The organism is Streptomyces sp. NPDC004732 (genome assembly GCF_040609235.1).
GTDB lineage: Bacteria > Actinomycetota > Actinomycetes > Streptomycetales > Streptomycetaceae > Streptomyces.
Genome location: NZ_JBEXJR010000013.1, coordinates 49,137 through 74,115, shown reverse-complemented (window position 1 = coordinate 74,115; position 24,979 = coordinate 49,137). Strand labels below are relative to the sequence as shown.

General features: G+C 71.8%; 26 protein-coding genes. 9 read left to right on the top strand and 17 right to left on the bottom strand.

Going from position 1 to position 24,979, the window contains the following annotated elements:
• Nucleotides 1-55: 55 nt before the first annotated feature.
• The 6 genes from ABZV77_RS33835 to ABZV77_RS33810 all read right to left on the bottom strand — a co-directional run bounded on the left by ABZV77_RS33835 (nucleotide 56) and on the right by ABZV77_RS33810 (nucleotide 7,302).
• On the bottom strand, nucleotides 56-1,150 hold the full coding sequence (locus tag ABZV77_RS33835; RefSeq protein ID WP_356265395.1) for a winged helix DNA-binding domain-containing protein: 1,095 nt from the start codon (nucleotides 1,148-1,150) through the stop codon (nucleotides 56-58).
• A gap of 216 nt (nucleotides 1,151-1,366) precedes the next feature.
• Entirely contained in the window at nucleotides 1,367-2,020 is a 654-nt protein-coding gene (locus ABZV77_RS33830; protein WP_356265392.1) for a DUF5825 family protein, read from the bottom strand.
• Between the two features lie 33 nt (nucleotides 2,021-2,053).
• Entirely contained in the window at nucleotides 2,054-3,991 is a 1,938-nt protein-coding gene (locus ABZV77_RS33825) for a RiPP maturation radical SAM C-methyltransferase (protein WP_356265389.1), read from the bottom strand.
• Nucleotides 3,992-4,057: 66 nt separating this feature from the next.
• Nucleotides 4,058-4,186, bottom strand: coding sequence for a hypothetical protein (locus ABZV77_RS33820; protein WP_263399473.1), 129 nt, complete (start codon nucleotides 4,184-4,186; stop codon nucleotides 4,058-4,060).
• Between the two features lie 45 nt (nucleotides 4,187-4,231).
• Complete coding sequence (locus ABZV77_RS33815) at nucleotides 4,232-6,016, bottom strand: alpha/beta fold hydrolase (protein WP_356265385.1); 1,785 nt, start codon at nucleotides 6,014-6,016, stop codon at nucleotides 4,232-4,234.
• Nucleotides 6,013-7,302 (bottom strand): MFS transporter, encoded by a 1,290-nt coding sequence (locus ABZV77_RS33810; RefSeq protein ID WP_356265382.1) that lies wholly within the window; start codon nucleotides 7,300-7,302, stop codon nucleotides 6,013-6,015. The genes ABZV77_RS33815 and ABZV77_RS33810 overlap by 4 nt, the downstream gene beginning before the upstream one ends.
• A gap of 393 nt (nucleotides 7,303-7,695) precedes the next feature.
• Here ABZV77_RS33810 and ABZV77_RS33805 point away from each other — a divergent pair, with 393 nt between their 5' ends.
• Complete coding sequence (locus ABZV77_RS33805; protein ID WP_356265379.1) at nucleotides 7,696-8,415, top strand: MgtC/SapB family protein; 720 nt, start codon at nucleotides 7,696-7,698, stop codon at nucleotides 8,413-8,415.
• Here ABZV77_RS33805 and ABZV77_RS33800 read toward each other — a convergent pair.
• The 3 genes from ABZV77_RS33800 to ABZV77_RS33790 are packed head-to-tail and all read right to left on the bottom strand — an operon-like array spanning nucleotide 8,400 to nucleotide 10,581.
• Entirely contained in the window at nucleotides 8,400-8,954 is a 555-nt protein-coding gene (locus ABZV77_RS33800; protein WP_356265543.1) for a TetR/AcrR family transcriptional regulator, read from the bottom strand. The two genes, ABZV77_RS33805 and ABZV77_RS33800, sit on opposite strands and share 16 nt — an antisense overlap.
• A gap of 36 nt (nucleotides 8,955-8,990) precedes the next feature.
• Complete coding sequence (locus ABZV77_RS33795) at nucleotides 8,991-10,382, bottom strand: amidase (RefSeq protein ID WP_356265376.1); 1,392 nt, start codon at nucleotides 10,380-10,382, stop codon at nucleotides 8,991-8,993.
• On the bottom strand, nucleotides 10,369-10,581 hold the full coding sequence (locus ABZV77_RS33790; protein ID WP_356265373.1) for a hypothetical protein: 213 nt from the start codon (nucleotides 10,579-10,581) through the stop codon (nucleotides 10,369-10,371). Before ABZV77_RS33790 ends, ABZV77_RS33795 begins: the two co-directional genes overlap by 14 nt.
• Nucleotides 10,582-10,730: 149 nt before the next feature.
• Here ABZV77_RS33790 and ABZV77_RS33785 point away from each other — a divergent pair, with 149 nt between their 5' ends.
• Nucleotides 10,731-11,672 (top strand): MBL fold metallo-hydrolase, encoded by a 942-nt coding sequence (locus ABZV77_RS33785; protein WP_356265370.1) that lies wholly within the window; start codon nucleotides 10,731-10,733, stop codon nucleotides 11,670-11,672.
• Between the two features lie 14 nt (nucleotides 11,673-11,686).
• Here ABZV77_RS33785 and ABZV77_RS33780 read toward each other — a convergent pair whose 3' ends face one another.
• Nucleotides 11,687-12,667, bottom strand: a complete 981-nt coding sequence (locus ABZV77_RS33780; RefSeq protein ID WP_356265367.1) for a WYL domain-containing protein — start codon at nucleotides 12,665-12,667, stop codon at nucleotides 11,687-11,689.
• Between the two features lie 92 nt (nucleotides 12,668-12,759).
• Here ABZV77_RS33780 and ABZV77_RS33775 point away from each other — a divergent pair, with 92 nt between their 5' ends.
• Nucleotides 12,760-13,176 (top strand): VOC family protein, encoded by a 417-nt coding sequence (locus ABZV77_RS33775; protein WP_356265365.1) that lies wholly within the window; start codon nucleotides 12,760-12,762, stop codon nucleotides 13,174-13,176.
• Here ABZV77_RS33775 and ABZV77_RS33770 read toward each other — a convergent pair.
• The 4 genes from ABZV77_RS33770 to ABZV77_RS33755 all read right to left on the bottom strand — a co-directional run bounded on the left by ABZV77_RS33770 (nucleotide 13,142) and on the right by ABZV77_RS33755 (nucleotide 16,722).
• Entirely contained in the window at nucleotides 13,142-13,636 is a 495-nt protein-coding gene (locus ABZV77_RS33770) for a hemerythrin domain-containing protein (RefSeq protein ID WP_356265362.1), read from the bottom strand. The genes ABZV77_RS33775 and ABZV77_RS33770 overlap by 35 nt on opposite strands.
• A gap of 91 nt (nucleotides 13,637-13,727) precedes the next feature.
• The gene (locus ABZV77_RS33765; protein ID WP_356265359.1) at nucleotides 13,728-14,054 is read right to left on the bottom strand and encodes a hypothetical protein; all 327 of its coding nucleotides are present in this window, start codon (nucleotides 14,052-14,054) and stop codon (nucleotides 13,728-13,730) included.
• A gap of 93 nt (nucleotides 14,055-14,147) precedes the next feature.
• Nucleotides 14,148-14,615, bottom strand: coding sequence for a hypothetical protein (locus tag ABZV77_RS33760; protein WP_356265357.1), 468 nt, complete (start codon nucleotides 14,613-14,615; stop codon nucleotides 14,148-14,150).
• Between the two features lie 70 nt (nucleotides 14,616-14,685).
• The gene (locus ABZV77_RS33755) at nucleotides 14,686-16,722 is read right to left on the bottom strand and encodes a BTAD domain-containing putative transcriptional regulator (protein ID WP_356265540.1); all 2,037 of its coding nucleotides are present in this window, start codon (nucleotides 16,720-16,722) and stop codon (nucleotides 14,686-14,688) included.
• Between the two features lie 170 nt (nucleotides 16,723-16,892).
• Here ABZV77_RS33755 and ABZV77_RS33750 point away from each other — a divergent pair, with 170 nt between their 5' ends.
• On the top strand, nucleotides 16,893-17,771 hold the full coding sequence (locus ABZV77_RS33750; protein WP_356265354.1) for an alpha/beta hydrolase: 879 nt from the start codon (nucleotides 16,893-16,895) through the stop codon (nucleotides 17,769-17,771).
• A 12-nt stretch (nucleotides 17,772-17,783) separates the two neighbouring features.
• Here the strand turns inward: ABZV77_RS33750 and ABZV77_RS33745 are convergent, their stop codons facing one another.
• Both ABZV77_RS33745 and ABZV77_RS33740 read right to left on the bottom strand, forming a co-directional pair.
• The gene (locus ABZV77_RS33745) at nucleotides 17,784-18,479 is read right to left on the bottom strand and encodes a haloacid dehalogenase type II (protein ID WP_356265351.1); all 696 of its coding nucleotides are present in this window, start codon (nucleotides 18,477-18,479) and stop codon (nucleotides 17,784-17,786) included.
• 145 nt (nucleotides 18,480-18,624) lie between these two features.
• A complete protein-coding gene (locus ABZV77_RS33740; RefSeq protein WP_356265348.1) occupies nucleotides 18,625-19,758 on the bottom strand; it encodes an NAD(P)/FAD-dependent oxidoreductase in 1,134 nt (377 codons plus the stop codon).
• A 184-nt stretch (nucleotides 19,759-19,942) separates the two neighbouring features.
• On the opposite strand from ABZV77_RS33740, the gene ABZV77_RS33735 reads away from it, so the two are divergent.
• Nucleotides 19,943-20,662 (top strand): TetR family transcriptional regulator, encoded by a 720-nt coding sequence (locus ABZV77_RS33735; RefSeq protein ID WP_356265345.1) that lies wholly within the window; start codon nucleotides 19,943-19,945, stop codon nucleotides 20,660-20,662.
• Between the two features lie 9 nt (nucleotides 20,663-20,671).
• Here the strand turns inward: ABZV77_RS33735 and ABZV77_RS33730 are convergent, their stop codons facing one another.
• Entirely contained in the window at nucleotides 20,672-21,124 is a 453-nt protein-coding gene (locus ABZV77_RS33730) for a helix-turn-helix domain-containing protein (protein WP_356265342.1), read from the bottom strand.
• Between the two features lie 122 nt (nucleotides 21,125-21,246).
• Here ABZV77_RS33730 and ABZV77_RS33725 point away from each other — a divergent pair, with 122 nt between their 5' ends.
• From ABZV77_RS33725 to ABZV77_RS33710, 4 genes are all read left to right on the top strand, one after another.
• Nucleotides 21,247-22,488 carry an MFS transporter gene (locus tag ABZV77_RS33725; protein WP_356265339.1) on the top strand — a complete coding sequence of 414 codons (1,242 nt, stop codon included), beginning with the start codon at nucleotides 21,247-21,249 and terminating at the stop codon, nucleotides 22,486-22,488.
• A 76-nt stretch (nucleotides 22,489-22,564) separates the two neighbouring features.
• Nucleotides 22,565-23,623, top strand: a complete 1,059-nt coding sequence (locus tag ABZV77_RS33720) for a vWA domain-containing protein (RefSeq protein ID WP_356265336.1) — start codon at nucleotides 22,565-22,567, stop codon at nucleotides 23,621-23,623.
• Between the two features lie 78 nt (nucleotides 23,624-23,701).
• Complete coding sequence (locus tag ABZV77_RS33715; protein WP_356265333.1) at nucleotides 23,702-24,397, top strand: ribonuclease H; 696 nt, start codon at nucleotides 23,702-23,704, stop codon at nucleotides 24,395-24,397.
• Nucleotides 24,398-24,655: 258 nt separating this feature from the next.
• Nucleotides 24,656-24,895, top strand: a complete 240-nt coding sequence (locus tag ABZV77_RS33710) for a chaplin (RefSeq protein WP_356265330.1) — start codon at nucleotides 24,656-24,658, stop codon at nucleotides 24,893-24,895.
• The last annotated feature ends 84 nt before the right edge of the window (nucleotides 24,896-24,979 follow it).

Here is a 24,979-nt window from a genome sequence, read left to right as displayed (position 1 = left end):
CGGAAGAACCTCGTCCGGTACCAGGGCCCCAGGCCCCCACCGCTGCCGCAAGCTGTCAGAAGGCCTCGACCCGTACGCGCTCGCCCGTCTCGCCCGCCTCGCCCGAGAGGAACGCCGCCATCGCCCGCCCCTCCTCCGCGACATCGGCGCGCTCCGCACGGGAGAAGCGCCGCAGCGGGGTCGCCACCACGGTGTCCTTCTCCACGGTCCAGGTCGCCGCGACCCGCCCGTCGACCAGCACGACACGTTCCCCGGCGACCGACAGGCCGCGGTGGGCGTCGTCGATGATCCGGCCGCGCTCCTGGTAGCCGAGGATCGCGTTGTCGAACGCGGGCAGGAAGCGCACCGGTGCGGGCGTGTCGGGGTCCGGGCGCGGCGCGTCGGGGAGGTCGAGCAGTTCGCGGCCGCGCTCGTCGCGGAAGGAGACCAGCTCCGCGCGGGTGGCGGCGACCGCTGCCGGGAGCCCGGCAAGGCCGCTCCAGGCGCGCAGGTCGGCGGTGGCGGCGGGGCCGAACGCGGCCAGGTAGCGGCGCAGCAGGGCTTGGCCCACCAGGACCGGGTCAGCCGTGTCGGGCTCCCTGCCCAGCCAGGTGGCGAGCGGGAGGTTGCGTACACCCCCCTTGGTGCGCCACAGGCCCCGCGGCGGCAGCTGGACCATCGGCACCAGGGCGGCGATCAGCATCTCCCCCAGCGCGCGCGGCGCCACCCCCGGCCAGCGCTCCGCGACCGCCCGCGTGAGTTCGGCCATGGTGCGCGGCTCCCCGTCGGCCATCGTCTTCCGGCCCGCCGCGGCGAGTTCGTCGAGGTCCACTCCGTCGAGCTCGCGGCGGTAGACGCCGAGGACCCGCTGGCGGAGCATCGCGTCGTGCCGGGCGCGCCAGGCGAGGACGTCGTCGGCGGTGACGAGGTGGACCGTGCGGCGCATGAGATGCGTACGCACCACGCGGCGCTCGACGAGCAGGTCGGAGAGGGCTTCCGGCTCGAAGGCCCGCAGCCTGGACCAGAGTCCGACGAACGGCTCCTGCGGTTCCTGCGCCTGCAGCCCGCAGAGGTGCGCGACCGCGTCCAGCGCGGGCATGTCGGCACGGTCGAGGAGCAGTTGCCTGGCGAGCGTGGCGCGGCCCAGGGTCCGGGCGTCGAGGACGGTCACCGGGCCACCGCCGGGCACTCGTCGGCCGTCCGGTGGGCGGGCCCGGGGGCCGGTCGGGTCGTGGTGACGTGCACGGACATGCGGCTGCTCCTGAGGTCTCACGGCTCGGCACGGCCCCGGGACGCGGCGTGCTGCGCTGCCACGTCCCTCGGCCGAGCACCACAGTCGCAGACGACGCGGTCAGCTTCTGTCCGCGACTCCCTCCCCCGCTCCCCCTCAGATCGCGATCGACTGCTGGAGCCAGCGGCTGACGCGGTACGGGAGCCACCAGGCGTACGGGCCGATGTCCATGACGAGTTGTTCGGCGCGGAAGTCCTCCAGGACGGCCTTCGGCACGCTGTCGGCGAGCGCGCCGTGGTCGAGGCGGTCGATGACCGTCTCGTACTCGGGTTCGTCGGCGGTGAAGCGGCGCAGTTCGCCCCAGCGGCGGTCGCGGATCTGGATGAAGCCGGGGCCTTTGCGCCACAGGCACTTGCACAGGTAGTGGCCGCGCCGCCAGGTGTTCAGGGCCTCCTCGGCGCCTGCCGGGCCCAGCAGTGCGGCGGGCGGCTGGAGGTGGCTGAGCAGCCGCCAGGTGTCCTCCGCGGCCGGGTCCAGGCGCAGTTCCCACTCCACCATGACGGCCCGCGCGGTCAGGTCCCGGACGAGGCCGAGTCCGTGCAGGGCGGCGGACGGGTCCGCGGTGGCGGTGAGGTCGACGGGGGCGGGCAGCCGCACCCGGCGCGCGCCGAGCTGCCACAGGCGCTCGGCCTGGCCGCGGGGCGGCCCCGGCAGCGGCACCTCGCCGAGGAACATGCCGGGCAGCTCGCACGCGGCGGGGTCGTAGTCGCGCCAGGCCAGGAGTGTCGGCGTGGCGAGGGTGGCGGTCATCTTGCTCCTCCAGGTCGGGCCGGTGCGGGTGGGTCAGGCCGGTTCGTGGACGCCGGTGCCGTCCTGGGCCATGGACGCGGGGTCGGCGTCCGCCGCGTGGATGTGCCGCATGAAGTCGAGGCGGAGCAGGTCCTCGTTGACCGCGGCAGGAGCGATGTGGACGTACTGGCCCGCATCAGTGAAGACGATGCCGAGGGCCGTCCAGGAGTCGAGGAGCTCCTGGACGTGGGTCTCGTCGCGGGCCGGGGCGGGAACCCGTGCGGCGGCCTTCCGCAGGAGGGCCTGGACGCTGTGCGGCTGGTCGAGGAGGCGGAAGACGGCCAGCTCGAAGGGGTCGGTCAGCTCCATGGCGTGCCAGGAGAAGGTGCGTCGGCGGCTGACGAGGACGATGCGGTCGCCGTGGTCGTCGTGAGTGAGACGGGCATCCGTGTGGTGCTTGCGCCAGTCGGCGAGGGCCGCGTTGAGCGTCTTCACAGTGGGCTCGTCGATGCCGCGGGCCGGGGCCTCGAAGACGTACGCCATGCCGTACAGCTCTTCTTCGGGCAGGTCGTAGGTGAAGCGGTAGTGCCCTTCGGGCCGCAGGCCGGTGAAGCCCAGTTCGGGGCGTTCGAAGTAGGGGCTGAAGCGCTCGATGGCGATGCGGGCCGAGAGGTCGACCGGCGGGTCGAGGTGTTCGAGGGCGGGGATCTGCGCGATGACGGGGTCGTAGTCCTCGACGCTCTCGCCGGGGAAGCCGTGGAGGTAGTTCCAGGCGACGGAGAGTCCGGTCTCGGCGCCGTCGCGCAGCATCCGGACGTTCTGGCAGCCGCTCACGCCCTTGTCCATCAGGTCGAGGACCCGGCTGTTGAGGCTCTCGATGCCGGGCTGGACGTAGATCAGTCCCGCTTCGGCGAGGGTGCGCAGCTGGCTGCGCTTCATGTTGGCCTTGATCTCGATGTGCAGGCGCAGGTCGTAGCCGCTGTCGATGATGCGCGGCAGTACGGTCGTCAGGTAGCGCATGTCGAGGATGTTGTCGACGACGTACATGTCCAGGACGCGGTGGCGGCGGGCCAGGTCCATGATTTCGTCGTAGAAGGTGTCCGGGCTCTTGGAACGGAACTCCATGAACGAGCCGTTGAGCCCGCAGAAGGTGCAGTGGTGCTTCTCGCCCCACCAGCAGCCGCGTGCGCCTTCGACGACGAGTTTGGGCTCCACCCAGTTGCGGGCCACGGACGCGGCGAGGCGTTCGAAGTAGCCGCTGTAGTCGGGCGGCAGGATCGCGGCGGGCGGCAGCGGCTTGGTGGCCATGGGGTTGGCGACGCTCTTGCCCGTGGCGTCGCGGTGGCAGAGCCCCGGGATGTCGTCGAGCGGCGTCTTCTCCGTGAGCGCGGTGAGGAGCGCGGGGAAGGCGGCCTCGCCCTCGCCTCGTACGACGTGGTCGACGAAGGCGAAGTTGCGGTGCACGGCGGCGCCCTGCTCGCCGTCGCAGTTGGCGCCGCCCATGACGGTCACGAGGTGCGGGGCGAGCTCCTTGACGCGGCGGGCGCAGGCCAGTGCGGCGGTGTTCTGCTGGAAGGTGGAGGTGAAGCCGACGACGTCGGGTTCGCTCGCCACGACCTGCCGGGCGATCATCTCGACGAACTCGGGGACGATCCGGTGGAGTTCGCGCGTCATCTTCATCCGCGCGGCCTTCAGCTTGCCGGTCATCGTGGCGGTGAACTCCTCGTCCCGCCAGTTCGGATCGTCGTAGAGGGCCGAGGAGAAGACCCAGTCGCCGCAGCCCATGAAGTACGAGGAGAGCGCGTAGTACTCGTAGTCGTCACCGGTGAACTCGGTGCGCTCGGTGATCCAGTCGGTGAAGGCGAGGTTGGCGTGCAGCACCTCGGCGGTGGCGCCGGGAACGCGCTCGTCCACGCTCCGTTTGAGGATGCCCAGCGCGAGCGACGGAAGGTCGATGGGCGACCAGGGCATGTTGACCAGCAGTACGCGCACGGGCGCTCCTCCGGGGGTGTGGGTCGGCCGGCCCCCGGGGTGTGCCCGGGAGCCGGCCGGTGAGGATCAGTCCTCGACGGTGTCTTCGCCGTCTTCGGCGTTGCGGAACGGGACGGTGACCGTGATGCCGACACTCGGCCTACGGTTCGTCTCGTCCTCCGCGAGCGGGTCGTTGTGGATGACGTCCTTCTGCATGGGCTCTCTCCTCTCGGTCGTTCAGTGATTCGGTGATCCACTGATTCAGTGCTGAACTGTGTGGTGCATCGACCCCGCACCTTTCGGAGCGGGGCGTCTGGGTGGGCGGAGCTCCCTGTCGAGGAAGAGCACCGCGCGGCGCAGTACGGCCATGTGGTCGCCGCCGTCGTAGCCGTCGTGCCCGGAGTCCAGCCACAGGGACTCGTGCCGGGCACCGGCCGCGTCGAGCGCGCCGAGGTAGGAACGGACCTGGTCCGCGGGGCACTTGGTGTCGTGCGTGGCGGCGACGACGAGGAGTGGGTCCCGTACGCGGGCGGCGTACCGGATCGGGGAGCTGTGCGCGTACCGCGCGGGCACCTGGTCGGGGGTGCCGCCGAACAGCCGCTCGTCCAGGGCGCGCAGGGCCACGGTGCCCGAGGCGTGGGCGGCGGCGTAGTCGGCGACGGGCTTCACGGCGACGCCCGCCCGCCACAGGCCGGGCCGCGTGCCGAGGGCGAGCAGGACGAGGTAGCCGCCCCACGAGGTGCCCCACAGTCCGGTCGCGTCCGGGCGGATCAGGCCGCGCGCGGCGAGGTCGGCGTGGACGGCGGCGAGGTCGGCGACCTGGGTGTGGCCGACGCCGTCCCGGAACGCACGCTGCCAGCGGGGTCCGTAGCCGGTGGAGCCGCGGTAGTTGACCCGGGCGACGGCGAATCCGGAGGCGACGAGCGAGTGCACGGTGCCGTCGTAGGCGTCCCTGTCGTGGTCGGCGGGGCCGCCGTGCACGAGGAACACGGCGGGGTACGGGCCCGGGCCGTCCTCGGGGAGGCTCAGCAAGGTGTGCACGGGGCCGTCGGGGCCCGGTGTGCGGACGTCCTGCACGGTGCCGGGGACGCGGCCCGCGACGGTGCCGAGCGGGGGCAGCGGGGTGCCGGTGCTCGAGGTCATCGTCGGCGGGTGCGTGGTGTCGGTCCAGAGGGTGTGGAGGTCGCCGCCGGGGCGCGGGGCCGCGTCCAGGAGCGTGCCGGGCGGCGTGGGCACGGGTTCCAGGGTGCGGCTTTCTAGGTGGGCGCGGTGCAGCAGGGAGCGGCCGCGGCGGTCCTGGCGGATCAGGACGGAGCGCCCGTCCGGGTACCAGCGGGCGGTGATCTGGGTGTCGAAGGCGCACCAGTCGTGGGTGACGGTGCCGGTGGCGGGGGCCCAGGTGGCGAGCAGGTAGCGCTCCTCCCGCTCGCGGACGAGGAGGAGCGTGGAGCGCGGTCCCGCGGGTGCGAAGCCGAGGGCCCACAGTCTGCCGTGCGGGCCGTCCCCGGGCAGGACCGCGGCCACGGCGCCCGCGGGGGTGAGCACGGTGACGGCGGCGGGCGAGTCCGCGGTGCGCGTGAGGGCCAGCAGGTCGCCGCCGGGGGCGAGTCCGGCGAGGGCGGCGGGTCCTTCGACGCGCGTCACCTCACGGCCGGGGCCGCCGCGCGGGCCGATGCGGATCGTGGTGCTGTCGTCGAGCCCGATGCCGACCGTGGCGATGGGCCCGCCGATGACGGCGAGTCCGCGGGCGGTGCCGTCCGGGATGCCGGTGAGCCCCGGCCGGTCGGGGCCGCCCGTGAAGGCCTGGTGGCGCCAGTGGCCGATGCCCCTGGCGTCCTCGGCGAACCACCAGACCCGTGCGTCGCGGTCGATGGCGCCGTGCAGGGTGCCGCCGGGCCGGTCGGTGACCCTGCGGGAGCTGCGGGCCGCGGTGTCCCAGGTGTAGACCTCGCAGCGGCCTTCGGCGTCGGCGGTGAAGACCATCCGGCGCGGATCGGCGGCGCACACCTCGGGCAGCGCGGCGCGGTAGACCTGGAAGCGGCTCACGCGGCGGCCTCCGCGAGGGCGGACCGCCGCGTGGTGTGCACGGCGAGCAGGGCCAGCAGGGCGGCGCAGCCCAGTGCGGGTGCCGCGGTGCCCACCCGGTCCGCGAACAGTCCGGCGAGGACAGGGGCGAGGGCCGCGGTGCCGCCGGACGCGGTCGCGAGCACCGCGCCGACCCGCGCCTGCAGCGAGGGCTCCGTCACGACGAGGGCGCGCGCCTGGAGGACGACCGCGGGCAGCGGCACGAGCAGGCAGACCGCGCCGAGCAGCAGGCCGTACGTCCAAGGTCCGGCGGCGGTGGCGAGGGCCGCGGTGAGCGGCACGAGCAGCCAGGTCACGGCGACGAGGACCCGGGCGGCGCCGACCCGGACGGCGACCCGGGGCGCGGCGAGCGAACCGGCGAGACCCGCGGCGCCGGAGACGGCGAGGACGCCGCCCAGCGGGAGGGCGCCGGAGCCGGAGCGTTCCAGCGCGAAGACGGCGGCGTAATAGAGCGCGACGGCAACGCCGTTGACGAGGGCGATCCACACCAGCACGAGGCGGAGCAGCGGCTGCTGCCGCACCAGGCGCAGTCCCGCTGCGGCCTCGCGGAGCAGGCCCCCTCCGGTGGGCTCCGCCGGGGCCTTCAGCTCGGCCCGCATGCCGCGTACGCAGCAGGCGGCGACGGCGTACGAGAGGGCGTCGGCCAGGAAGGGCAGCGCACGCGAGAGCTGGTAGGCGGCGCCGCCGAGGGCGGGCCCGAGGATGAGCGCGCCCTGGTCGGCGGCGGCGAGCCGGGCCACGGCGCGGGGCTGGTCGTCGGTCGGGCAGACCAGGGCGACCGTGCCGCGTGAGGCGGCGTCGTGGGTGGCGGTGGCGAACCTCTCGACGAGGACGGCGCCGAGCAGGTGCGGGAGTTCGAGGTGTCCGAGGGCGAGCACCAGGGCGACGGAGCCCATGGCGAGCGCGGAGACGGTGGCGGACCAGAACATGATCGTCTTGCGGGCGCCGCGGTCGGCGGGGACGGCGGCGAGCGGCCCGAGCAGGATTCCGGCGGCCAGCGAAAGCCCGGCGACGAGTCCGGCGGTCTGCGCGGAGTGGCCGAGCGAGAGGAGCAGCAGCGGGAGTACGACACCGGAGGCCTGGGTGCCGAGTGCGTCGGCGGCGTTGGCCCACCAGAAGAGGCGGAAGTCGCGGGCGGAGGTGCCTTCGTGGGAGGCAGGTCCGGTGGTGTTGGGTCCGGAGGGGATAGGTCCGGAAGGGGTGGATCCGCCGTGGTCCGGCGTGTCCGCCTGCGCAAACGACTCCACGCATTTCCTCCATGAACATGAAGCAGCTGTGAAGAGATGTGTAGGAAGTGAAATGAGAGCGGGATCGTAGCCAGCGCTCCGAGCGGGCTACAAGGCGTGGGAGCCGCTGACCGAAAACCGCGGCGGAGGCGGCATGGGACGGGTTTCTGCCGCGACCACAAGCGGATGCGCAGCCTCCGGCAGAGCCCATGAGACCGGTGGTGCGTGAGTGACATCTGCGACCCGAGCGACGCCATAGAGGACACGTACATCAATGCGCGAAGGGGGGTAATCACGTACGTACGAGCCCTCGCCTAGGGTGGTGGGGGCAGCAGTCGGCGGCGCCGGTCGAACGGGAGTATGGCCGGTTCGCGACGATACGAACGGCACCGCCAGGACCGCGGAGGACGAGCGATGGAACCCAGTGGGCAGGGCTGGTTGCAACTGGCCGAGTTCGCCGTGGCCTTCGCCCTGTCCGCCGCGATCGGCCTGGAGCGGGAGATCCGGCAGAAGGCCGCGGGCCTGCGGACGTACACCATCGTCGGCGTGGGCGCCGCCCTGTTCACGCTGGTCAGCAAGTACGGGTTCACCGACGTGCTGCAGGCGGGCACCGTCACCCTCGACCCGTCACGGGTGGCCGCCCAGATCGTCTCCGGGCTCGGCTTCATCGGCGCCGGAGTCATCTTCGTACAGCGGGGGTCCGTGCAGGGCCTGACCACGGCGGCCACCATCTGGCTGACGGCGGCCGTGGGTTCGGCGGCGGCGGCCGGTCTGCCCTGGCTCGCGGCGCTCGCCACCGCCTCGTACTTCCTCGTCGCGTACGCCATCAGACCCCTGGCCCGCAGGCTCTCGCTGCTGCGCTCGGTGCCCGTGCACTTCCGCATCACCTACTTGCAGCGCCCCGGTTTGCTCCACGACCTTTTCGAGGAGTGCACGCGCGCCGGTTTCGACATCGCCGAAGTACGCACCCTCAGCGCCACCGGCCCCATCGGTGCGTTCGGCGGCGACACGGAACACACCGTCGAGGTGCTGCTGGCCCTGGCGGGCCACGGCGACGGGGACGCGCTGACGGCGCGGTTCGTGGCGGTGGACGGCGTCGTGGCGTGCGCCCGGCCCGGCTACGGCGACGAGTGAGCGTCGAGCACTCCGGCCACCAGCGACCGCGCGTAGGCCGCGTCGTGCCCTGACGGGCGGAACAGGATGCGGTACATCATCGGTGCGACGACGTGGTCAAGGACCGTCTCGACGCCGGGTCCGGCCTCCCCGCGGTCGGCCGCGCGGCCGAGGACGACGTCGATCTGTTCGGCCGCGTACGCGGAGCACTGGCCCGCGTTGCTGCCGTCCGGATCGCCGAGCAGGGCGTCGCGGATGTACGCGCGGCCCGCGGGCGACGCCATCTCGTCGAGGAACTGCTCGGCCCAGGCCTGCAGATCGGCCCTGAGGTCCCCCAGGTCCTCCGGCGGCGCCTCGGGACGCAGCCGTTCGACCGCCACGTCCGACAGGAGCGTCTGCAGATCGCCCCAGCGACGGTAGACCGTCGAGGGGGTGACTTCGGCGCGGGCCGCGATCAGGGGAACCGTCAGCGCGTCGCGGCCCACCTCCTCCGCGAGTTCACGCACGGCGGTGTGCACCGCCTCCTGGACGCGGGCGCTGCGCCCGCCTGGGCGCGCCATCGGTCTACGACTCACGACATCACCTTAGAACCGTCCCTACGACGCCATGGCCACCGGAGCGTGTCCACGCGCGGGCACCGTCTCGTCGTACGCGTGCCCCACCCGCAGCACCATGGCCTCGGTGAGGGGGCGCCCGAGCAGCTGCATGCCGATGGGCATCCCCGCTCCGTCGTGCCCGACCGGGACGGACAGCGCCGGGACACCGGTGATGTCCGCGGGGGCCGACAGGCGGACGTACGCGTCGGAGACGCTCTCGCTCGTGCCGTCGGGCCAGACGATGACCTCCTGGTCAGAGCGCACCGCGGTCACGGGAACGGTCGGGGCGGCGACCACGTCGACCTCGTCCAGCATGCGCAGCCACGCCTGCCGCATGAGCGTGCGGGCCCGCTGGGCACGCAGATAGTCCCCGGCGGACATGAGCGCGCCCGCCTCCAGCAGGACACGGATGTCGGCGCCGTACTGCTCGGGGGCCGAGCGCAGGGTCCGCTCGTGGTAGGCGGTGGCTTCGGGGACCATCAGGCCCCACTGCGTGGCCTGGACGTAGCGGGCCATCGGAATCTCGACCTCGACGAGCGTCGCGCCGAGCGCCTCGAGCTGGGCGATGGCGCTCCGCACCGCCGCCTCCACCTCGGGGTCGACGTGCTCGAAGTAGTAGTTGCGCGGGACGCCGACCCGCACGCCCGTCAGGTCCGCGCCCGGGAGCGGCCGGTAGTCCACGGACGACGGGGTGGGAAGGCTGGCCGGGTCGCGGGGGTCGTGTCCCGCGAGGACGGACATGACCAGGGCGGCGTCCTCGACGGTCCGCGTCAGGGGGCCCACGTGGTCGAGCGACCAGGAAAGGGACGTCACGCCGTGCCGGGGAACGAGGCCGTACGTGGGCTTGAGGCCGACGACACCGTTCAACGCGGCGGGGACGCGGATCGATCCTCCGGTGTCGGTCCCCAGGGCGAAGGTCGCCGCGGCCGCCGCCACGGCGACGGCCGAACCGCCGCTGGAGCCGCCCGCCACGCGGTCCGGGTCCCAGGCGTTCCTGGTCTGGGGCGTGGTCAGTCCGTAGGCGAACTCGTGCGTATGGGTCTTGCCCACCAGGGCGGTACCGGCCGCGGCCAGTCGTGCGGCGACGGTGCTGTCGGCGACCGCCCGGTGGTCCGCCCGGACCCGGGAGCTTGCCGTGGTCGCCACACCGGCGACGTCGATCAGGTCCTTCAGCGCCATGGGGATTCCGTGGAGCGGGCCCTTCAGATGACCGGTTGCGGCTGCGCGTGCCGACTCGCGCGCCCGCTCCGCCGTCACGGTGACGTAGGCCTGGAGGCTGGGCTCCGTCCGTGCGATCCGGTCGAGCACCGAGTCCACCAGTTCGACGGGGGACAGTCGACGCGCCCGGATCTCGTCCGCGGCGGCGGCCAGGGACAACTCATACGGCTGCATCGTGCGCCTCCTCTGCCACGCGGTGGGCGGCGGGCGGGGTGTCGGCGAAGTCCAGTTCACGCAGGACGGCGACGACGGAGTGGATGTGGTCGGCCGTGGCTGCCACCGCCTGACTGCGGTCGCCCGCCAGCGGAAGTCCGGAGCGCGCGGCCCACCGGGCGGCCTCCGGCGGCGTGAGCTGCGGTTGGGCGTCGGACATGGAGATCCCTTTCGCTGCGGTGCGGTGTGGGCGTGGGAACACCCCGTACCGCTAAAAGCTAAGCGTTTGCGTTAGCCACAACGTACGACCTACTCTCACTTAAAGCAAACGGTTAGCTTTAGGCCCGCCAGTACCGAAGGGACCGCCCCATGCAGGCACAGACCTCGTCCACCCACCCCACCGAGACCCTCACCCCGGCCCCCCACTGGGCCGTCGGCGACGTCACCGTCCACCGCATCGACGAGATCCCGCTGCCGCCCGCGACCGGCCCCTGGCTGCTCCCCGCCGCGACGCCCGACGTGACCGCCGATCACCACTGGCTGCGCCCGGACTTCGCCGACGACGCGGGCGTCCTGCACCTCGACAGCCACAGCTTCGCGCTCACCGTGGGCACCCTGCGCGTACTCGTCGACACCGGCATCGGCAACGGCAAGACGCGGGCCAACCCGGCCTGGCACGACCTGAGCACCGACTATCTGCAGCGCCTCACCGACGCGGGCTTCCCGCCGGACTCGATCGGCCTCGTCATCCTCACCCACCTGCACACGGACCACGTCGGCTGGAACACCCGGGAGGTGAACGGCACTTGGCTCCCCACCTTCCCCAACGCCCGCTACGTCACCTCCCGCGTCGAGCGGGAGTTCTGGGCCGGATTCGACATGGACGAACCGCGACGGCAGATGTTCCGCGACTCCGTGCATCCGGTCGAGGACGCGGGCCTGCTCGACCTCGTCGACGTCCCGGCCGAGGGCACCGAGGTCGCCCCCGGCGTGCGCCTCGTGCCCACCCCCGGTCACACCCCCGGCCACATCGCCGTCCAGGTGCACAGCGGCGACACATCAGCCCTGATCACCGGTGACCTGCTCCACCACCCCGTACAACTCCCCCACCCCGACATCGGAAGCTGCGTCGACATCGACCCCGAACAGTCCGAAGCCACCCGCCGCGACCTGCTCGCCTCGCTCGCCGGTACGGAGACACTGCTCCTCGGCACCCACTTCCCCGACCCGACGTCCGGCCACGTGGTCTCCCACGGCGATGGAGATACGTACCGTCTGGCACCGGTCCCACCGACGCGCACCGGGTCCTGACACCCTGCCCGCACTCAGGCCCGGCGGGCGAAGGAAGCCATACGGTCGGCGAACTCGGTGACGAGGTCGCGCAGTTCGTCGGGGCGTTCGATGACGAAGGGCCTGTCGAGCGAGGCGAGCAGCGGAGGCAGCCAGTCGAGCCGCTCCGCCCGCACTTCGGCGCGCAGCCAGGGTTCACCGTCCTTGCCCTCCGCGGCGGCACACTCCTCCAGCCTCGCGACACTGGCTGGCAACCGGGTGCGGACCTGTTCGACGGTCCCCTGGATCCGCAGCGTCACCTCGTACCGGTACGCGGCGTCGGCGAACCCCGTCAGGACACGTTCCGCCGGATCGAGCCCGTCCGGCACCTCGAACGAGCCGGTCAGGGGCCGCACGGTCACGATGCGGTCGAGCCGGAACGTCCGGTCCTCCTCGATCTCCGGATCGACGCCCGTCACGTACCACCGGCCCGCATGCGCGACGAGGCCGTACGCGTGGAACCTGCGGTCGCTGCGCCGGTCCTTGCGGTCCGTGTACCGGAGCGAGACCGGCCGACGATGGCGTACCGCATCGGCGAGAGCGAGCAGGACCTCCGCGTCCGGTGCGGCGAACACGCCCGGTTCGCCGGTGAAGGCCAGGGAGTCCAGGACCGTGTCGAGTCGACGGGCGAGGCGGGCGGGCAGCACCCGCCGGATCTTGGCCGCCGCGGTCTCGCTCGCCGTGTCCCCAGGAGTGAGCCCCGCCCGGCGCCCTGCGACCAGGCCGAGCAGCACGGCGAGCGCCTCGTCGTCGCCGAACATCAGCGGGGGCAGCGCGGTGCCGGGGGCGAGCCGGTATCCGCCGTAGCGGCCGCGCACCGACTCGACCGGTACGTCGAGGTCGACCAGCTGATCCACATAGCGCCGCACGGTCCGCCCGTCGACCCCGAGCCGGTCGGCCAGTTCGGCCACCGTGCGGGTACCGCCCGACTGCAGCAGTTCCAGGAGTGTGAGTACACGGCCGACGGGTCGAGACATGTTTGCACCCTAACGCCAATACAGGACCGATTCTGTCCCCTATTTCTCCTAGCGTGTGGTGCACACCGACCGCAGCAGCCAAGGAGAAGAGCATGAGCACCACGGAATCCACGAACTTCGTCTCCGTCCGCATCATCACCGGCGACGTCGCCCGTCTCGTCGAGTTCTACGAGAAGGCCACCGGCGCGCAGGCCGCCTGGGCCACCGAGGACTTCGCCGAACTCAGGACCCCCACCGCCGCCCTGGCGATAGCAGGCACGCGCACCGTCCCGCTGTTCGCACCCGGGTCCGCACGCCCGGCCGCCAATCAGAGCGTGATCATCGAGTACCTCGTCGACGACGTGGACCACGTGCACGAGAACCTGTCCGCCTGGGTCACCGACTTCGTCAGCGGACCGACCACCATGCCCTGGGGCAACCGCTCCCTGCTGCTCCGCGACCCCGACGGCAACCTCATCAACTTCTTCACGCCCGTCACTCCGGCGGCCGTCGCGAAGTTCGCACGCTGAGAACCGGGAGCGCGGGATGCGCCTCGCGCCAAGCTGCCATGGAGAGGTTCCAGTCGTCGCCGTCGAGCGCGGTGAGCGAAGCCGGGAAGAGGCCGTCCTCCTCCTTGGCGATGTGTCGATGCAACTCGTCGACGGCTTCGACGAGGGTGCGTACGTCGCCAGGGTCCGACAGGTCTAGGGCGGGCAACAGGGCGGCCAGCTCGCGGTGTTCGAGCTCCAGGTTCGCGATGTAGTCCGCGTACTCGGGATCCTCGCGCATCACCGTGAAGAGGCCGTTCTCCTCGCCCCGCCAGTGCGCGTCCAGTTCGCGGGCCATCTCGTCCACTAGTACGCGCGCCCGGTCCGTGTCACCCCTCTGCAGCGCGCGGATCGCATCCCCCGCGGCGTTGGTCACGCGCTCGTGCTCGGCGATGAACTCCTTGATCAGAGGGACCTCTCGGCAACCGCAGTAGTGGCACATGAGGGTGTTCTAGGCGAGATTCCGGCTCCCGGCACGGTGCCACGCGCGCGTGGCCGCCCCCATCACCCCACGTGTCTGAGGTCGGCAGACATCACGCGTCCGGCGTGCGCTCTTGTGCGTACATCGGGGTGCCTTCCGCGTCGTACGGGAGGGTGGAGATGACGTCGGCGTAGCCCCGTTCCATGGCCTGCCGTTGGCGGGCCGTGTGCGGACTCGCGGGGTGCCTGGCCAGGCGTGCCAGCACTTCCTCGTGTGCCTCTGTGATCTGCTCCGCGGTCGCCCGCCAGTCAGCCTCGTCCGGTACGCGGACCAGTTCCACGCAGGGCGGCGGCGCGCCCTCCGCCAGGGCGGCCGCCGCCCGGTCGTGACCGTCGAGGAGCAGCCAGCCGTCCAGGAAGGACACCCACCACAGCAGCACGGGCGCGAGGGTGCCCGCACGGGCGTGCTTGCGCTGGGCCTTGACGCGTGGGGCGTCCGGCGCCGGGAGCGGGCGCAGCGGCAGGACACCGTGTCACCCTCCCCCGCAGAGCATTTCGAGGGTGGCGTCGGGCCAGTCACTGACGAGGTCGCAGCTCCAGATGCCGGGAGCGAACGTGGTGCGCGGGGACAGCCGCCAGCGTCCGTGGTGGAGGGGGCCGTATCCCTGCGCATCCTCCAGCCAGCGCGCGTACCGGTGGGTCCAGTCGCCCCCGGCGCGCATCATCGCGGCGGACAGGGGCGGCAGCGGGGAGCGGTGTCCCGGCAGGCGGTGCAGGTGGAGGTCGCGGCAGCATCCGTCGCCCTCCGACCGGGCCCGGATCAGTGGCCGTTCGCCCTGCAGCAGGGTCCAGCGGCGGCCCGTGGTCCGCTCGAAGCGCAGTGCTGGCAGAACCGACGGTGACTGTCCCGGGGGCGCGCCCGTCTCGGCGTGCGGTGCGGCATCCGGCACGGTCAGGACCAGCCCGCCTCCCGGCAGTGGTTCCCTCGTCGCCCTGTTCATGGGATCAGTGTCGGTACCAGGGGCCCGGCTCGGCAAAAGCATTTCCCGATCGCCGCTTCGCACCCCGTCGTCACGCGAGCGCTTCCGCGATGCGGGCGAGCCAGCGGTCCACGGGTCCTGCGGTGAGCACCCCGCTCCCCGCACCGGCCAGCTGTCCGGCGGCGGGCAGCAGTCGTGCACGCACCCGCTCCAAGCCGGTCCGGTCGCCCGACCGCAGGGCCGCCTCCGCCTCCACGCAGCACAACGCCTCGTAGAGCAGGTCCGGCGGCGGCTCGGGGAGAGCCAGCAGTGCCGCACGCGCCTGGGCGTGGCGCCCCGTCTCCGCGAGGGCCAGCGCCTCGGCCCAGGGGCGGTGCGGGCCCCAGTCCGCCGTCAGGTCGACGTCGGGTGGCCGCAGGTGCGCCAGGCGCAGCGTGACCAGTGCCAGCGGCAGAAGGCCGGTTCGCATCCCCGGCATTCCGGCCTCGTCCAGGTGCGCGGCCGCGACGCGCGTGGCGGTCTCGGCGCGTGCCACTTCCCCGGAGGCTGCCAGTCGCAGGGTGTCGTACCACCGCGTGAAGACGCCCACCAACGGCAGTTCGTGACGCTCCGAGAGCCGTGTCGCGGCCGCCGCGTGCGCGTCGGCCCCCGGAAAGTCGCCGAGCGCGGCGCGCGCCTGCAGACGGATGAGGTGACCGAGCACTTCGAAGGTCACCAGGCCGTGCCGGGCGCAGAGTTCGACGAGTTCGGCGCCTATGGCGTCGCGCCGTGGGGCAAGGCCCGCGCGGGTGCAGGACTGCATGAACGTCCCGTTGAGCGCGAATGCCAGCAGCGCGGGGTCGTCGAGGTGCCGGGCGAGCCGCTCCGCCTCGCGCGCGGCTTCCGGCCCGCGCGGTGTTCTGGCGCCGCGCGTCTCCACCGCGACGGTGGCGAGGAGACGGCAGCGCGTCGCGTCGGACGCGTCCTCCGGCAGGTGCGCGAGGGTCCGTTCCGCGGCCGCGACGATCTGGCGGGCGAGGTCCGGGTCGTCACTGCGCGGCCAGATCGCGGGGACGTCGAAGGCGCCGATGACGCGGGCGGTCAGCTCCGTGTCGCCGAACTCCTCGGCCGCCTCGACGGTCGCCATGCGGTGGCGCCGGGCCGCCTCCAGTCCCCCGGCGCCGGTGACGGCGAGGCTGCGGACGAGCCCGACCGTCGACTCCAGGCGGGCGCGGGCTCCGGCCTCGACGGTGCGGTCGTACGATGCGGCCGCCTCGCTCCAGAGCCGGGACGCCGTCGCGGCGGGGCCGGACGGCGGGGGTGTCATGGTGGTCGCCGGACGGGGCCCTCCGGCCAGGTCCAAGGCGGCGTCCTGCGCGAGGATGTCCGCCTCCAGGCGGCGCAGGGCGGGGCCCGGGTCGAGTCCCAGTTCGTCGGCGAGCGTGGCGCGGGCGCGGCGCAGCGTCGCGAGCGCGTCGCCCTGTCGGCCGGTCCGGTACAGCGCGAGGGACAGCAGCCGCCAGGCGTCCTCGCGCCACGGGTGGCGGGTCACGTGCGCGTCGAGGTCGGGCACGACGTCGGCAGCGGCGCCGAGCGCCAGTGCTGCCTCGGCCCGCCGCTCGACGGCCAGCGCCCGCAGCTCGGCGAGCCGGGAACGCTCCGTGCGCGCCCATTCCTCGTCCGCGAACTCGGCGTAGGCAGGCCCCCGCCACCACCCCAGTGCCTCGTCGAGCCGGTGCACCGCGTCCTGCGGCGGCAGCTGCCTGGCCTCGCTCACGGCGGTCTCGAAGCGCCAGGCGTCCACGGCGTCCGGTGCGGCCCGCAGCACGTACCCGGGGCCCTCGGTCACGAGGAGGCGGGCGGGGGCGCGGTGGGGCCGGTCGGGTTCCAGGACCTTGCGCAGCGCGGCGACGAACGTCCGGACCGTGCCCAGGGCGCGTTCCGGCGGGTCCTCCCACAGATCGTCGATGAGGCGCGGGACGGGCACGACGTGGCGGCGGGCGACGATGAGACGGGCCAGGACGGCCCTCTGCCGCGGGCCCGCGAGGGCGAGCGGGCCGTCGGAGTTCCAGGCCGCCACGGGGCCGAGGACGCCGAAGCGGACCTGCTCCGTTGCCGTCGCACCCGTCGCACCCGTCGACCCCGTCATGCCCGACACGTGCGCTCCACCGCGCTCTCCATACCCGTCGCTCACCGGAGGCTTGCCTTTCGCTCTCTGATGGCGTGCCGTCCGTTCACTGATCGCTTGCTGATTCACCGGCGGCAGGCTGAAGGCGTCCGCCGCCGGCGGCCTCGCCCCATCCTCCCGGAGAACTCACCATGACACCGACCGTCCCCGGCTTCGATCACCAGCACGTCCCTGTCGCGGACGGCGTACGTCTCCACGTCGCCGTCGGCGGCTCGGGCAGCCCCGTCGTACTGCTGCACGGCTTCCCGCAGACGCACCTCATGTGGCGGCACGTCGCGGCCGACCTCGCGAGGGAGCACACCGTGATCTGCCCCGACCTGCGCGGGTACGGAGCCAGCGACAAGCCCGCCGACCTCGACGGAGCAACGTACTCCAAGCGCACGATGGCGGCCGACGTCGTCGCGCTCGCCCGCACCCTCGGCCACGACCGGTTCGCCCTGGCCGGGCACGACCGCGGCGCCCTCGTCGCCGTACGGGCCGGTCTCGACCACCCGGAGGCGGTCACGCACCTTCTCTCCCTCGACGTGCTGCCGACCCTCGACATGTGGGACGTCATGCACGGCACCACGGCCGCCGTCGGCTTCCACCTGTATCTCATGGCCCAACCGACGGGCCTGGCAGAGGAGTTGATCGGCGCCGCCCCGGATGCGTTCTTCGGCCACTTCCTCGACATCTGGACGCGCGATCCCGAGGCGATCCCCGCCGACGTACGTGCCGCCTATCTCAAGGCGTCGCGCGAAGCCGTGCCGTCCATCGTCGCCGACTACCGCGCCTCCGCCCACATCGACGTGCAGCACGACCGGGCCGACCGGGAGGCGGGCAACCGTCTCACCATGCCGGTGTCCGTGCTCCAGCAGGACTGGGGCGCGGCTCTCGGCTTCGACGCCGCCACGCTGTGGCGCGCCTGGGCCCCCGACCTGCGGCACGGGACCGTGGACTGCGGCCACTTCATGGCGGAGGAGGAGCCGACCGTGGTCGGCGGAGCGATCCGCGATCTGCTCGCCCGCTGACGGAAGCCCTCGCTATCCCCGGACGCGTACGAGTTGCTCGATCAGGTCGGCCAAACCGTCGGCGTGGAGATCGAACGTGTCCGAGGGGGCGGGCGGATCGCCGACGGGGCGTGCGACGTAGGCGGTGCGCAGGCCGAGCTGTTGTGCGGCGCGCAGGTCCCAGGCGTGGGCGGCGACCATCAGCAGCCGCTCCGGAGGGCGTCCGGAGACGGCGACAGCCAGTCGGTAGACCGCCGGGTCGGGCTTGTAGGACCGGGCGTCCTCGGCGGACAGCGCCTGGTGCCAGCGCAGTCCTGCGTACGCGTTGAGCTCGAGCAGCGCCGATCTGCTCGCGTTGGAGAGCCCCATCAGCGGAAACCGTTCGGCGAGCCGTGAGAGCCCGGCCACCGTGTCGGGCCAGGGAGAGAGCCTTCTACCTGCCGGAGCCAGCGTCGCCACCGCGTTCGCGTCCTCCACGCCCACGGCGTCGGCGACGAGCCGGGCGGCCTCCAGGTCGAGGGCGTCGCTGGCGCGGTAGGGCCGGGCACCCTCGACCATGTTCCGCTGCTCGCGCTCGATGTGTTCCTGCCACAGCGACAGGAGCTGCTCGACCTCGGAATCGTCGAGCGAGGGGGCGAGAGCACGGATTCCGGCGCGGATCCCGGCGGGTTCGTCGACGAGCGTGCCGAGGACGTCGAACACGACGGCGTCGATCTCGAGCTCTGGCATGGGAGGGGCTCCTGGCGTGTGGTGGGGCGGGCGGGGCGAAGGGCCGACAGTCGGCCCAACACAGCGAAACACCAAGCGAATTCCCCTGCTGCCTCCCCTACCGCTTCCCCCTACTGCACAGAGCGCGTGTCGGAGTCGCTCGGATTCATGAGGCCTCCCCGCCTTCGATGAACGCGGCGACCAGGCCGTGGGGCGCGGTGTCGCCGAAGAGGAACTCGTGGAGCTCGATGCCGTCACTGGCGGCTTCGGCGCTGCGCGGGAACATGGCCTGTTCGTAGGTGGTGAGCGCGGCCTCGGTGTCGCCGGGGTGTGCGGCGAGAGCCTGGCCCAGCTCGGCGCCGTCGAGCATGGCGAGGTTGGCGCCCTCGCCGTTGGGGATCGAGAGGTGGGCGGCGTCGCCGAGCAGGGTCACACCCGGTACCCGCTCCCAGCGGTGCCCGGTCTGCAGGGCGTGCAGCGGGCGCAGCACCGGCGGCGTGTCGGTGCCGGTGATCAGCATCGTCAGCTCGGGCGCCCAGCCCTGGAACTCCCGCGCAACGCGCGCGGCCGCCGCATCGGCAGCGCCGAAGTCGATGGCGGCGAACCACTCCTGCGCCTCGGTGAGCGCGACATAGGCGTGGAGGGTGTCACCCCGCTCCCTGTGGGCCTGAATCCCCTTTCCCGGCTCGGGCGCGAGCATCATCCCGCCGCCGACCGCCTTCGCGGTGTCCGGGTGGCGGGTGTCGGCGTCGTAGACATAGGTCTCGATGAAGGACGTGCCGGTGTACTCCGGTATGACGTCGGTGAGCAGCGGCCGGACCCGTGACCACGCGCCGTCTGCTCCCACCAGCAGGTTCGTGACGATGGTGGTGCCGTCGGCGAAGGTCACCTCGTGGCGGCCTTCCCCGAGGGCCCGGACCCCGCTGACCTTGTGGCCCCACCGCACGGTGTCGGCCGGGAGCGAGTCGAGCAGGATCTGCCGCAGCTCACCGCGCTGCACCTCGGGGCGGCCACCCGTGCCGTCGTCGTCCTGCTCGAACAGGACGGTCCCGTCGCGTTCGAGGACCCGTGTCGCTTGGCGGCCCGCCAGGACGAGGCTGTGGAACTCCGTCATCAAGTCGGCCTCTTGCAGGGCGAGTTGGCCGTTGTAGTCGTGGATGTCGAGCAATCCGCCCTGCGCACGCGCGGTGGGCGACGCCTCCGCCTCGTAGACCGTGGACGTGATGCCGTGGACGTGCAGGACACGGGCCAGGGTCAGCCCGCCGAGCCCGGCTCCGATGATCGTGACGTGAGTGGTCATGGTGGTTCCTTTCGTCCTGCACACCCACGGGGTGCGCGCGTTCCGAGCCGGTGTGCCTCACCCCGGACCACGAGCCAGCTCCGAAGTGTTCTGGAATGCCGTTCCAGACCTTCATCCAGACTGGAACGCCGTTCCAAGAATGTCAAGCTGGAACGACGTTCCAGGGATGTGCCAGGATGAGCGCATGGCAACCAGAACGCGTCGGCCCGAGCGCCGCGAGAACCCCCTCTCTCGCGAGCGCATCGTCGAGGCCGCCGTTGAGCTGCTCGACACGGACGGCGAAGGAAAGCTGACGTTCCGCGCACTGGCCGAGCGTCTGGCCACCGGACCCGGGGCGATCTACTGGCACGTGGCGAACAAGAGCGAGCTACTCGATGCCGCCACCGACGGCGTGATCGCCGACGCGCTGACCGTCGCACCCGCCATGACCATCGGGCCCGCCACGAGCGCCACGACCGCGGATTCACCCCAGGAAGGAATCCGCGCGGTCGCACTCGCCCTGTTCGACGCGATCGACGCGCACCCATGGCTCGCCACGCAGCTCGCCGCCCAACTCTCCCGCACCCCGGGGCAGTCGGTGGCCCCGAGGATCTTCGAAAGCATCGGCCGACAGGTCAGTGCGCTGGACGTACCCGAGAGCACTTGGTTCACGGTGACGTCCGCGTTGGTGCACTACACCCTCGGCGCCGCGGGCCAGAACGCGGCGAACGGCCGCACCCTCGGGCCCGACGTGGACCGCGGCGAGTTCCTCGACGCCGCGTCAAAGGCGTGGGAAGCGCTTGACCCCGACGACTACCCCTTCACCCGGGCCGTCGCGGCGCAGATGCGCGTCCACGACGACCGCGAGCAGTTCCTCGCGGGGATCGATCTCATCCTCAACGGCATTGCAAAGAAGCTCAGTTGACGGCTCGAATCACCGGCCGGAGACCTTGTGCACAGCCGTGTCGTCGGAGTTGAGCCGTCGCCCGTCCGCGGACAGCACTTCCAGGGCGCGGAGGCTCTGACCCTGTCGGCGGTCGACCAGCTGTGAGTGCGGTTCGCCGGGGGCGAAGAAGTTCTGCTCGCCCCACTGCCGCAGCGCCACGATGACAGGGAAGAGCGCTTCGCCCTTCGGGGTCAGGACGTACTCGCGGTAGGCGCTGCCGTCCGAGGCCGGGACGGATTCGAGGACCCCGCCCTCCACCAACGTCCGCAGGCGCGCGGTGAGGATGTTCTTCGCCACGCCGAGGCTGCGCTGGAACTCACCGAAGCGTCGGCTTCCGTCGAAGGCGTCCCGCACGATCAGCAGGGACCACCAGTCACCGATCGCGTCCACCGACCGGGCGACGGGGCACTCACTGTCGTCGAAACGCGTCCTGGTCACCACGGCATCCACCCTTCACTCTCCACGCTGGTTGCAACATGCTACCAACCAGCGCTACCGTCGCCACCTCCACTGGTAGCAAGATGCAACCAGATTCCCAGATACGGACAGGCGGAGGCGTGCTGATGAGCTGCGACAGCAAGGCTGTGACCCGACGGACCGGGAGCGGACTCCCCCCATCCCCCCTCTCCCGCGCCGTCATCACCCTGTTCGCCATCGCCTGCGGCGCAGCCGTGGCCAACGTCTACTTCTCCCAGCCGCTCCTGGTGACCATCGGCCACGACCTCGCCATGAGCCCCGCGCTGATCGGCAGCGTGGTCACGCTCACGCACGTCGGATACGGCCTCGGGCTCTTCTTCCTCGTGCCACTGGGCGACATGGCAGACCGCAGACGGCTCATCGTGGCGCAGTTGCTGCTCCTCGTGGGCGCGCTGGCCGTGGTGGCCACCGCCCGGACGACGGGGATGCTGCTCGCGGGCATGGCCGCCACCGGACTCCTCGCGGTCGTCACGCAGACGCTCGTGGCCTTCGCTGCGTCACTGGCGCCTGCCGCCGGGCGCGGACGGGTCGTCGGCCTGGTCACCAGCGGCGTGGTCGTCGGGATCCTGCTCGCCCGCACCGCGTCCGGCCTGATGGCGGACCTCGCGGGCTGGCGCTCCGTCTACCTGGCCTCCGCGTCGCTCACCGCCCTGCTCGCCCTGGTCCTGCACCGGGTACTGCCGCGCCACAGCGCCACTCCACAGACCGCTCTTCGCTACGGAGAGCTCCTGCGCTCCACGGTCACCCTGTTCGCACGGGAGCGGCTGCTGCGGCTCCGGGCCCTGTTCGGTCTGCTGGTCTTCGCCGCCTTCAGCACGTTGTGGAGCAGCGTCGCGCTGCCGCTCAGCGAGGCTCCGTACTTCCTGTCCCACAGCGCGATCGGCGCGTTCGGGCTGATCGGTGCCGCGGGTGCGCTGGCCGCGACCGTGGCGGGACGCCTCAACGACCGCGGGCTCTCGCGCCGGACCACCGGCATCGCCCTGGCGCTGCTCACCGTCTCGTGGCTGCCCCTGGCCTTCACCCGCAGCTCTCTCGGGGCGCTGGTCGTCGGGGTGATCCTGCTCGACCTCGCCGTCCAGGCGGTCCATGTCACCAACCAGACCCTGATCTACGCGCTGCACCCGGACGCGGGCAGTCGGCTGATCGGCGGCTACATGGTCTTCTACTCGATCGGCAGTGCCACCGGTGCCATCGCCGCGACCTCCCTCTACACGGTGGGCGGTTGGGGTGCCGTGTGCGCGCTGGGTGCGGCGTTCAGCTGCCTCGGGCTCGTGCTGTGGGCGTGCACTCGGCACAGCATGGACGACGGCACGAGGCGGGGTGATTGAGCGTCAAAGGCCGTTGTCAGTGCCTCCCCATAGAGTGAATACATCACTCGGGGAACGTCGGAGGGGGAGCACAAACGTGTCCGCAAACAGGATTCAGCACAAGGTCAATCACGTCGCGCTGGTAGTGGACTGTTCGGGCTCGATGCAGCCGCACCAGAGCCAACTCATTCGTGTGGTGGACGAATTCGTGGCGGGCTTGAAGGCGGAGTCGGACAGCCTCGGCCACGAGACCCGGATCAGCCTCTATTCCTTCGACCACAGGGTGGAGAACCTGGTCTGGGACATGGATGTGAAGCACCTCCCGTCCATGCAGGGGCTGTACAGGGTGAAGAATGGTGCGACGGCGCTCATTGAGGCTTCGCTGAAGTCCCTGGACGACCTGGGCCACATCTGGGAGGAGTACGGCGAGCACAGCTTCCTCCAGATCGTGGTGACGGACGGCGAGGAGAACGCGTCAGGGGGAGATCGGCGCCACGACGGCGACATGACCGTCCTGGGTCCCTGGCTCGACCGGATCGCGGCGAAGATGGGCGGCCTTCCCGACCACTGGACGTCCGCGATCCTCGTGCCGAACTCGCTGGCCAAGCGCACCGCTCAGAACTACGGCTTCCCGGCGGGGAACATCGCCATCTGGGACGCGGACTCCCAGAAGGGCGTCGAGGACGCGATCGGCACCGTGCGCGCCGCCGCCACCAGCTTCCTCCGGGGGCGGGAGCAGGGGGTCCGCGGCACGAAGAACCTGTTCGCCGTCGGTCAGGACATATCCGTGGACGAGGTGCGGGCGAACCTCGAACCGGTTCCGGCCGACAAATACCGCCTCCTGAAGGTCGACAAGGAAGTCGAGATCCGCCCCTTCGTCAATTCACACCCGGGCGTCGCATACGAAAGGGGTGCTTGTTACTACCAGCTGGGTGCCCGGGCGCAGGTTCAGCAGAACAAGGAAGTCATCGTGGTCGAGAAGGACACCGACCGGGCTTATACGGGGGACGCGGCGCGCAGCCTCCTCTTCGGTACGGGGATTCACGGAACCGTATCCGTGAAGGCGGGGAACAATCCCAAGCTGGAGGTATATGTGCAGAGCCGTTCGGTGAACAGGAAACTGAAGCCGAATACGCGCCTGCTCATCATGCTCTGAAGCGACTCATGTGAGGAAGTTCCCCTGTGGAGGGACCTGCGTGTCTCGGTGGCGGGCGCAGGATGAAACCATCGGGGGATGTCTGACTTGATCATTGCCGCCTGCGACGGTGCGGCGAAGAAGAACCCCGGGCCCGCGGCCTGGGCCTGGGTGGTCGCCGACTCGGATGGTCACCCGCAGCGCTGGGAGGCCGGTCCGCTCGGCCACTCCACGAACAACGTGGCCGAGCTGACCGCACTGGCCGAGCTCCTTGAATCCACCGACCCTGCCGTGCCGATCGAGGTACGGATGGACAGTCAGTACGCGATGAACGCGGTCACCAAGTGGATCGCCTCCTGGAAGCGCAACGGGTGGCAGACCGCGGCGAAGAAGCCGGTCGCCAACAAGGAACTGGTCGTGCGCATCGACGCACTGCTGCAGGGCCGCCAGGTGACGTTCCGGCACGTGGCGGCGCACCAGGTCGACGGCGACCACCTCAACGCGATCGCGGACGTCGCGGCCAGCGACGCCGCGACGAGCCAGCAGCCCGCGGGCACGGCCCACGGCGCGACGGAGATCCCGGAGCCGCGGGCGGAGCGCATGACCGCCGCCCCCGCGAACCGCGCGCCCAAGAAGGCCACCGGCCGCACGAAGAAGGCGGGCTCGAGCGCCGTCATCAAGGCCAAGTACCCCGGCCGCTGTCACTGCCAGAAGCCGTACGAGGCCGGAGAGAAGATCGCGAAGAACGCACACGGGTGGGGCCACGTCGAGTGCCGGGACACCGGAGGTGAGTAACCCCACCCACCGCACCCGGCACGCCCGGCCCGACGCGCATCTGACGCGCATCTGACGCCCAAAAGCGGCTCCCGCTGTCAGCGGGAGCCGCTTTCGTATGCGCCCGCCGTTGCGGCAAACGGGCGAGAACGCGTGTCCGGCCGCCGGGGCAGGCGTTGATCACGGCGGGCGCCCAGAGTGGTGCTGCTCCGGTCTCGCACGGCGTGTGGTGACCTGACCGGGCGCCTTCGGCTTCATTCAACTGCAAGGAGAACCACCATGTCCGCAACGAAGAAGACGCTGAGCGTGGTCCTGGGCACCGGCGCCCTGGTGATGGGTGCGGCGGGCCTGGCCACGGCCGACTCCGGCGCCCAGGGCGCGGCCCAGAACTCGCCGGGTGTCATCTCGGGCAACGCCGTCCAGGTGCCGATCCACATCCCGGTCAACGCCTGTGGCAACACCGTGGACGTCATCGGCCTGCTCAACCCGGCCTTCGGCAACACCTGCGTCAACGACTGACCAGGCACCCCGCGCCGTAGCGAGCTCGCCCAGGCTCCTGCGGCACGAGCAGGCGCGCCGCCGATCTTCCCTTTCGGCGGCGCG